At 67.7% G+C, this 7,812-nt stretch carries 11 protein-coding genes; 6 read left to right on the top strand and 5 right to left on the bottom strand.

Going from position 1 to position 7,812, the window contains the following annotated elements; translation table 11 throughout:
• The coding region (locus tag V9L20_RS12720; protein WP_337296871.1) for an ESPR domain-containing protein at nucleotides 1–690 on the bottom strand (690 nt) is incomplete at its 3' end.
• Nucleotides 691–953: 263 nt separating this feature from the next.
• Here V9L20_RS12720 and V9L20_RS12715 point away from each other — a divergent pair.
• Nucleotides 954–1,298: a hypothetical protein gene (locus tag V9L20_RS12715; protein WP_337296870.1), complete on the top strand. Its 345-nt coding sequence runs from the start codon at nucleotides 954–956 to the stop codon at nucleotides 1,296–1,298.
• 11 nt (nucleotides 1,299–1,309) lie between these two features.
• Here the strand turns inward: V9L20_RS12715 and V9L20_RS12710 are convergent, their stop codons facing one another.
• Both V9L20_RS12710 and V9L20_RS12705 read right to left on the bottom strand, forming a co-directional pair.
• Complete coding sequence (locus tag V9L20_RS12710) at nucleotides 1,310–1,795, bottom strand: GNAT family N-acetyltransferase (protein WP_337296869.1); 486 nt, start codon at nucleotides 1,793–1,795, stop codon at nucleotides 1,310–1,312.
• 54 nt (nucleotides 1,796–1,849) lie between these two features.
• Nucleotides 1,850–2,896, bottom strand: coding sequence for a LysR family transcriptional regulator (locus V9L20_RS12705; RefSeq protein ID WP_258501710.1), 1,047 nt, complete (start codon nucleotides 2,894–2,896; stop codon nucleotides 1,850–1,852).
• Between the two features lie 109 nt (nucleotides 2,897–3,005).
• On the opposite strand from V9L20_RS12705, the gene V9L20_RS12700 reads away from it, so the two are divergent.
• Genes V9L20_RS12700 through V9L20_RS12680 form a run of 5 tightly spaced genes read left to right on the top strand, consistent with a single transcriptional unit; the run spans nucleotide 3,006 to nucleotide 6,484 of the window.
• On the top strand, nucleotides 3,006–4,049 hold the full coding sequence (locus tag V9L20_RS12700; RefSeq protein ID WP_337296868.1) for an SAM-dependent methyltransferase: 1,044 nt from the start codon (nucleotides 3,006–3,008) through the stop codon (nucleotides 4,047–4,049).
• Entirely contained in the window at nucleotides 4,046–4,597 is a 552-nt protein-coding gene (locus V9L20_RS12695; RefSeq protein ID WP_337296867.1) for a DUF2878 domain-containing protein, read from the top strand. Before V9L20_RS12700 ends, V9L20_RS12695 begins: the two co-directional genes overlap by 4 nt.
• Nucleotides 4,590–5,396, top strand: coding sequence for a DUF1295 domain-containing protein (locus V9L20_RS12690; protein ID WP_337296866.1), 807 nt, complete (start codon nucleotides 4,590–4,592; stop codon nucleotides 5,394–5,396). The genes V9L20_RS12695 and V9L20_RS12690 overlap by 8 nt, the downstream gene beginning before the upstream one ends.
• Complete coding sequence (locus tag V9L20_RS12685; protein ID WP_337296865.1) at nucleotides 5,393–6,034, top strand: DUF6134 family protein; 642 nt, start codon at nucleotides 5,393–5,395, stop codon at nucleotides 6,032–6,034. The genes V9L20_RS12690 and V9L20_RS12685 overlap by 4 nt, the downstream gene beginning before the upstream one ends.
• Before the next feature lie 39 nt (nucleotides 6,035–6,073).
• Nucleotides 6,074–6,484: a DUF2177 family protein gene (locus tag V9L20_RS12680; protein WP_337296864.1), complete on the top strand. Its 411-nt coding sequence runs from the start codon at nucleotides 6,074–6,076 to the stop codon at nucleotides 6,482–6,484.
• 9 nt (nucleotides 6,485–6,493) lie between these two features.
• Here V9L20_RS12680 and V9L20_RS12675 read toward each other — a convergent pair whose 3' ends face one another.
• Both V9L20_RS12675 and V9L20_RS12670 read right to left on the bottom strand, forming a co-directional pair.
• Nucleotides 6,494–7,150: a ChrR family anti-sigma-E factor gene (locus V9L20_RS12675; protein WP_337296863.1), complete on the bottom strand. Its 657-nt coding sequence runs from the start codon at nucleotides 7,148–7,150 to the stop codon at nucleotides 6,494–6,496.
• Nucleotides 7,147–7,707 carry a sigma-70 family RNA polymerase sigma factor gene (locus tag V9L20_RS12670; RefSeq protein ID WP_337296862.1) on the bottom strand — a complete coding sequence of 187 codons (561 nt, stop codon included), beginning with the start codon at nucleotides 7,705–7,707 and terminating at the stop codon, nucleotides 7,147–7,149. Before V9L20_RS12670 ends, V9L20_RS12675 begins: the two co-directional genes overlap by 4 nt.
• Between the last annotated feature and the right edge of the window lie 105 nt (nucleotides 7,708–7,812).

Below are 7,812 nucleotides of genomic sequence, written 5' to 3'. Positions count from 1 at the left end.
AGCGACATCGGCCAGGGGGTCGAGCAGCGTGGCGCCGTGGCCGCCTGCGCCGCCGCCGCCCGCGGCCCAGTAGCCGTTACCGCCGGCACCGCCCGCACCGCCGGTGGCGGAGAAGGTGGCTGCGGTGGTGGCCGGGCTCATGGCGTTGCCGATCTGGCCGCCGCCGCCACCGCCGCCATAGCCGTTGCCGCTGGCCTGGGACTGGCCGGCGATGCCGGCGTCGCCCTGCCACACGCCGGGCGAAACCTCGGTGGTGGAGGCACCGGCGGCACCGCCCGCGCCGGGAGTGGCGCCGCCGAAGCTGCCGATGTCGGCGGCGCTGCCGGCGGTGGGACCGCTCTCGGTGGAGGCGCCGCCATCGCCGCCGCGGGCGTTGACGCTGGTGTCGTTGAGCCCGCCGGTGCCGCCCTGGCCGTCACTGCCGCCGTCGCCGGCGTGCAGGGTGGCGTCACCCACGGGCTGGCCACCGGTGCCGCCGGCCGCGCCCGCGGGCAGGGCCAGGGCTGCGCCCAGCAGCAGCACAGACAGGGCGATCGCGTGCAGGCGGAGGTCGGCCATCGGGCCTGCGCGGCTGCGTCCTTCGACATTGCCGCCGCCGCGGCCTAGCCGGGCGTGGCCGCGCGAAACTTCGGGTGCCGCCACCCATGCGCCGAGCGAAGGATTCCAGAGGGTTCGAAAAATTCTGTTCATGGCTCTACCTTTTGGCGGCGTGTTCCCCCGGTGACCTGCCAACGGAGGCGTCGCCTGGTGTCCGGACCGGACTGCAAGCGTTTTTTTGCCGTGGAGCCAATGTAAAAATTGCGTCACATGCGGACATGAGCGGTGCGCCCCTTTTCCGGGGAGACAAACGCCCCGCGCGTGCTGGTGCGAACCATGACAAATCGCCTGCCGATGCGGGCAGGCCTGCCTCTCGTCCTACAGGCGCGGCGCCGCCGAGCCCGCAGGATGGGGCCATGAGCAAATGGATCTTTGCAAGCGTGAGCGTGGCCGCGTGGTGCGTGGCCGTTACCGCAGTGGCGGAGCCCGTGAGGGTGCCGGTCGACAGCGACGACAAGGGCACCATCTACGTGGCGCCGAACGTGAACCCCACCGAAACCTCGGCCTACACCAAGGGCGCCACCATTGGCGTGGAGCGGCCCGACGGCAGCGGCACCTACATAGGCACCGACACCTCCACGCCGCGGCCGACCTACTCGCTCGGTGCGAGCACCGGCGGCAATGTGTCGCTCACGGGCGGCGTGCTGAGCGACGGCAAGAACAACAACGGCGTGAAAGCCGGCGTCACCATCAAGTACTGACTTTCAGGCGATCAGACGAGCGTGCCGTACACGATGAATCCGTCGTGCGAGGCCATCTTGTCGTAGAGCATGCGGCCCGCGGTGTTGGTGACGTGCGTCTGCCAGTACACGCGGTGCGCGCCCACGCGTTTCACATGCGCGTACACGCCTTCGATCAGCTGGCGCCCCACGCCGCGGCCGCGTTCCGAAGGCAGCGTGAACAGGTCCTGCAGGTAGCAGTTCGGCTCGATGCGCGTGGTGCTGCGGTGAAAGAGGTAGTGCGTCAGCCCCACCAGCCGGCCATCGCGCTCGGCCACCAGCGCATGCACCGGCTCGTAGGCGTCGAAGAAGCGCTGCCACGTTACCCGCGTGATCTCTTCCGGCAGCGCCGTGGGGCCCTCGCGCTCGTAGAAGGCGTTGTAGCCGTCCCATAGCGGCTTCCAGCCGGCGTAGTCTTCCGGCACCGGAGCGCGAACCAGAAGGGAAGAAGAAGGCGAAGGGGAAGAAGAGGTCCTCATGCGTCGGCTGCCTGCACGTTGAAAACATGCGATTGCAACACGACTGCAGCCCGCTCAGCGTCCGAAGAAAGGGTTCAGCAATTCTTCTTCGGCCGGCGACTTGTTCTTTTTGGCCACAGGCGCGGGAGCGCCGGCAGCCTTGCGCGGCGCCGAAAGATTGCATGCGGTCGGCACCACCGCCGTCAGCGGCGGAATGGGCGGCAGCACCGGCGGCTCGCCGGCCGGCCCCATCGACTGCTCGAGAAAGTCGAGCATCGCGCGCATGGCGGCGCTGTTGTGCCGGCGCTGCGAATAGGCCGCGTAAAGCCAATGGTCCTTCGGCATGTGCTCGCGCAGCACCGGCACCAGCGCGCCGCGCTCCAGGTGCGACTGCGCCAGCGGCTCGGGCACATAGGCCACCCCCGCGCCGCGCAGCGCCAGCTCGATGAGCGCAACCGCGTCGTTGGCCTCCATGCGGCTGTGCACCTGCACTTCGACCGGCTTGCCCTTGGTCTCGAAAGGCAGGTGGGTGGTGGGCTTTGCCGAATAGCTCAGCACGTCGTGGCGGGCCAGGTCCTCGGGCACCTTGGGAATGCCGCGCTGCGCCCAATAGCCGGGGCTTGCGCACACCACCATGTCGAACGGCACCAGCCGCCGCACGATCAGGTTCATGTCGTCGATGCGCCCGCCGGTCAGGTGAATGTCGATGCCTTCCTCGATCAGGTCGATCTCGCTGTTGGTGAACACCAGGCTGACATACACCTCGGGGTAGAGCTTGATGAATTCGGCAATCACGTCGGACAGCCAGCCCGCAATCAGCCCGTGCGGCGCGCTCATGCGCAGGCGGCCGCGCGGGTGCGAGCCATGGGCCTGCAGGTCGTTCAGCGTGTTCTCGGCCATGGCCACCAGTTCGGCGCTGCGGTCGAGCAGCACCTGCCCCGCATCTGTCAGGCTCAGCGAACGGGTGGACCGGTTGAGCAACCGAACGCCGCTGCGCTCCTCGAGCTCGGCCACATAGCGGCTGACCGTGGCTTTCGACATGCCCAGCGAAATGGCTGCACGGGAGAAGCTGCGCCGGAACGCCACTTCGCGGAATGTTTTGATGAGATCGAGGCCGTCCATGGTGGCTGCATTGTTTCAGTTTCCCCGCGCGGCTGCAGATCCAACCCGAGGATTCCCGCGTATAGCGGCAGGCGGCACTTTCCGCCGCCGCGAACAAGGATTCACGCGCATGCCGCAAACCACTGAAGCCGCCATTCGCTCGGTCGAGCGGGGCCTGGTGCCCGACACCCTCGTGCGGCTGGGCATCCGGCGCCTGCTGAGGGCCAGGCTGGCCGAGCTCGAAGGCGGCGCCGCGGAAGAAACCGCGGACCTCACCGAGATTTTCTTGCGCGAGATGCGCGCCGCCCCGCTGGCGCCCTTGCCCGAGAAAGCCAACGAACAGCACTACGAAGTGCCGGCCGGTTTCTTCGGCGCCGTGCTGGGGCATCACCGCAAGTACAGCAGCTGCTTCTGGCCCGAAGGCGCAAAGACCTTGATGCAGGCCGAATCGGCCGCGCTGGAGGCCACCTGCGAGCGCGCGGACCTGCGCGACGGGCAGGACGTGCTCGAGCTCGGCTGCGGTTGGGGCTCGCTCACGCTGTGGATGGCCGAGCGCTACCCGGCGAGCCGCATCACGGCGCTGTCCAACTCGCAGTCGCAGCGCGAGTACATCGAGGTGGAGGCCACGCGGCGCGGGCTGCACAACGTTCGCGTCGTCACACGCGACTTCAACGAGTTCTACACGGCCGACCGGTTCGACCGCATCGTCTCGGTCGAGATGTTCGAGCACCTGCGCAACTGGCCGCGCGCCTTTGCCAACGTGGCTCGCTGGCTGCGGCCCGAGGGCCGCTTCTTCATGCATGTGTTTGCGCACCGCGATGCGCCCTACGCCTTCGAGGAACGCGATGCGAGCGACTGGATGAGCCGTCATTTTTTCTCGGGCGGCATGATGCCTGGCGACAGCCTGGCGCTGCGCTGCCAGGACGACCTGCGGGTGCTGCGCCAATGGCGCTGGGACGGCACGCACTACCAGCGCACCGCCGAAGCGTGGCTCACCAACATGGACGGGCGCCGCATGATGCTGTTTCCGCTCTTCAGAAGAACCTACGGCGCCGATGCCGAACTGTGGTGGATGCGCTGGCGGCTCTTCTTCATGTCGGTGGCCGAGCTTTTCGGCTATGAGAGCGGCCAGCGGTGGTGGGTGAGCCATTACCTTTTCGAGCGGCGCGCATGAACGGGCCCACGCGCGCCGTCCAGCTGTCGAACCTGGCCGTCTTCCAGCTGGCGTGGTTTGCGGCCGTGCTGGGCGCGGCACACCAGTTGCCGCTTGCGGGCACGGCCTGCGTTGCGGCGGCCATCGGGTGGCATCTTCTCGTTTCGGCCCGGCCGGCACGCGAAGCGCGGCTCGTCGCGGTGGCTTGCGCCGTGGGGTTCGTCATCGAGACGGCGGTCGTCCTGCAGGGCCATGTGGTCTATCCGTCGGGGCAGCCTGTGCCGTACCTGGCCCCTTACTGGCTGGTGGCGCTATGGGGGCTGCTCGCCATTGCGCTGAACGTGACGATGCGGTGGCTGCGCGCGCGGCCATGGCTGGCATGCGTGCTCGGCGCTGTTCTCGGCCCGCTGTCGTTCGCTTCGGGCGTGCGGCTTGGCGGCGCCGAGTTTGTGCATCCTGAGCCCGCGCTGCTCACGCTGGCTGTGGTCTGGGCGGTGCTCATGCCGGTGCTGATGCGGCTTTCGATTCGCTTCGACGGCGTCGGCGTTCCGGAGACGAGCCATGGGTGAGAACACGAGCCTCATGACGGTGGCCCTGGCCGGACTCGGGACAACCGCCGTCCTGGCATTCGCAACCTGGCTCGCCAGCCTGGCACGGCGCGACGCCAGCCTGATCGATCGCGTCTGGTCGCTTTGCATCCTGGCCGCGGCGGCCATGTACTTCCTTCTGCTGCCGCCGCAAGCGGTGCCGCGGGGCCTGTGCATGCTGCTGATCGCCACCGTGTGGGCCTTGCGGCTCAGCGCTTTCATCAACTGGCGCAACTGGGGGCATGGCGAAGACCGGCGCTACCGCCAGATCCGCGAACGCAACCAACCGAACTTCGGATTCAAGAGCCTGTACCTGGTGTTCGGCCTGCAGGCTGTGCTGGCGTGGATTGTCTCTGCCCCTTTCCTCGCCGGCATGTCGGCAGCGCGCGAGCTGAACATGCTCGATGCAGCAGGCATTGGGCTGGCGCTGTTCGGCGTTGCGTTCGAGAGCATCGGCGACGCGCAGATGGCGCGCTTCAAGGCCGACGCGGCGAACAGGGGCAAGGTCATGGACCGCGGCCTCTGGCGCTACACGCGGCATCCCAACTACTTTGGGGAAGCATCTGTCTGGTGGGGGTTGTGGCTCATGGCCATGGCCGGAGCCGGGTGGGGCGGTGCCTGGGCTGCGGTGTCGCCGGTGCTCATGACGGTGCTTCTGTTGAAGGTGTCCGGCGTGAGCCTGCTCGAGAAGGACATCGCCGAACGGCGTCCGGCCTACCGCGACTACATCGCGCGCACCAACGCCTTCGTGCCCGGCCCTCAGCGTGGGAAACCCCGATGAAAACAGCTTGCTACGGCGCAATGGTGTGCCTTGCCTGTGCGCCGGCGGCTTCGCCCGCCGCAGCGGCGCCGGCCGGCGACTCGACCTTCAGCGTGTTCCTCGATGACAAGCCCATCGGCGAGCATCGCTTCAGCATCGGCGGCACCGAAGAAGCCCGCAGCGTGGTGAGCGAGGCGAGCTTTACCGTCAAGCTGCTGGGGCTCACCGTGTACCGCTACCGCCATCGCGCCGTCGAGAAATGGCGCGGAGATTGCCTGAGCGAATTGACCGCCACGACCGATGACGACGGCAAGGCCAGCCGCGTTCGGACCGAAGCCGAAGGCGACGGGCTCGCCGTGGTCACCGACGCGGGCCGCCAGGCGCTCAAGGGCTGCGTCATGAGCTTTGCCTACTGGAACCCCGCCATCCAGCGCCAGCCGCGCCTGCTCAATGCGCAGACCGGCCGCAGTGAGAACGTGCAGGTCAGCCGCGCCGGCGGCGGCACGGTCGAGGTACGTGGCCGGCAGGTGGCGGCAACGCGCTGGCGCATCGATGGCCCGGCGCAGCCTATCGACGTCTGGTATTCGGCGCAGGGCGAATGGGTCGGGCTCGACTCGATGGTCGACGGTGGGCGCAAACTGGTCTATCGCCTCAAGTGATGCGACGGTCTTTTATTCAACCAACAGAGAGAAACATTCATGTCCATCCGGCAATTCGCCATCGCCTATGCGGCGTCGGCCGTGGTCTTTTTGGTGCTCGATGCCATCTGGCTGACCGTCATGGCCGACCGGCTCTATCGGCCGGCGCTTGGCCACTTGATGCTGGAGCGTTTTTCGCTGGGGCCGGCCGCGGCGTTCTATGCGATTTACCTGACTGGCGTGGTGGTGTTTGCCGTGTCGCCCGCGCTCGGCAGCGGCCGCTGGCTCACATCGCTGGGGCTGGGTGCGCTGCTCGGGCTCATGGCCTACGCCACCTACGATTTGACCAACCAGGCCACGCTGAAAGACTGGTCATGGACCGTGACCATCGCCGACCTGTGCTGGGGCACTTTCGTCACCGCGGTTTCGGCTGCAGTGGCGGCCAAGGTGACTTTGGCTGTGAGCCGCTGACGCGGCCCGCTACATGCCCACCAGCGCGCCCAGCGTGCGTGCCACCACCCCGTTGAACAGCACCCGGCCTCGCACCGAGGCAAGGCAGATGCATTCACCGCCCGCCTGCACCACCGGCTGGTGGTGAAAGCTGCCGTCCGCCTCGTCGAAATCGCCCGGGCCGAACAGCGCGCGCCCGTCGTGGAAGGTGCCGTAGAGCACCTGCGTGAGCTCGGAATCGCTGTGCGTGTGCATCGGCAGGTTCTTGCCCGCGCCAATGCGCAGCAGAAAGACGTTCGCCGCCGGATCGTCGGGCAGGGTCACGCGGCTCCAGCGCATGCCCGGGCCCAGCCAGCGCCAGCGGGTGGCAGGGCACCCCGTAAGCGAGCGCGGCCAGGTCATGCCGGGCGGAAGCACGGGGTGCGGTGCCTGCACGGGCACGGCAAGGGGTTTGGGCGATGCGTCGATGGCCGCCATCGTGCGCGCGAGCGCATCGGGTGCCATGGTTGCGGGCGGCAGTTCGTCCAGCAGCGCGCCGCCCACGGCCTCGAACACGCGCATGCGTTCGCGGCAATGCGCGCAGTTCTCGACATGGCTGGCAACGACCACCGAATGGCCGCGGTCAAGGCTGCCCGCCGCATGGGCCAGCAGCAACTCGTCGTCTGGGTGATGTTGAATCGTCGTCATGGTTCGAGTCCATCGAGCAGTCGCCGCAAATGGCGAACGGCCAGGCGCACGCGCGACTTGACGGTGCCGAGCGGAAGGCCCAGCGCCTTTGCGATCTGCGAGTGCGGCTGCTCCTCGTAATAAGACAGGCGCAGCACCTGCGCCTGTTCGTCTGGCAATTGCGCCATGGCCGCGCGCACGCCGGCTTCGCGCTGCCGCGTCAGCAAAAGTTCGTCCGGCTGGGGAAGCGTGTCGGGCATGTCGTCGCCGTCGAGCTCCTCCGCATCGGTCGTGCGGTTGCCAATGCGCCTGAAATGGTCCACCCGCAGGTTGCGCGCAATGGTGAAGATCCAGGTCGAAACATTGGCAAGGGCGGGGTCGAAGCTCGGCGCCTTGCGCCAGACGCTCACCATGGCTTCCTGCGCCAGTTCCTCGGCCAGCCCTTCGGAGGTGCCGAGCCGTATCAGGTAAGACTTTACGCGCGGCGCGAAATGCTTGAACAGCGCGGCAAAGGCTTGCCGGTCGCCGTTGCGGGCCACTGCCTGGGCCAGGTTGTTGAGTTCTTCGCTTGTCGGCATCGCGTCCCGGCCTTGATGCAGTGTCACGATCGACAGCCAAGGCGCTCGCGGTCGAACGCGCGAGGAGACCGGTGCCGTGGTTTGTCGGACGGTGTTCATGCTGCT

Origin of the sequence: Variovorax sp. CCNWLW225, from assembly GCF_037204045.1 — a bacterium.
Classification (GTDB): domain Bacteria; phylum Pseudomonadota; class Gammaproteobacteria; order Burkholderiales; family Burkholderiaceae_C; genus Variovorax.
The sequence above is the reverse complement of the archived record's forward strand: the minus strand, read 5'-3'. Positions and strand labels throughout refer to the sequence as shown.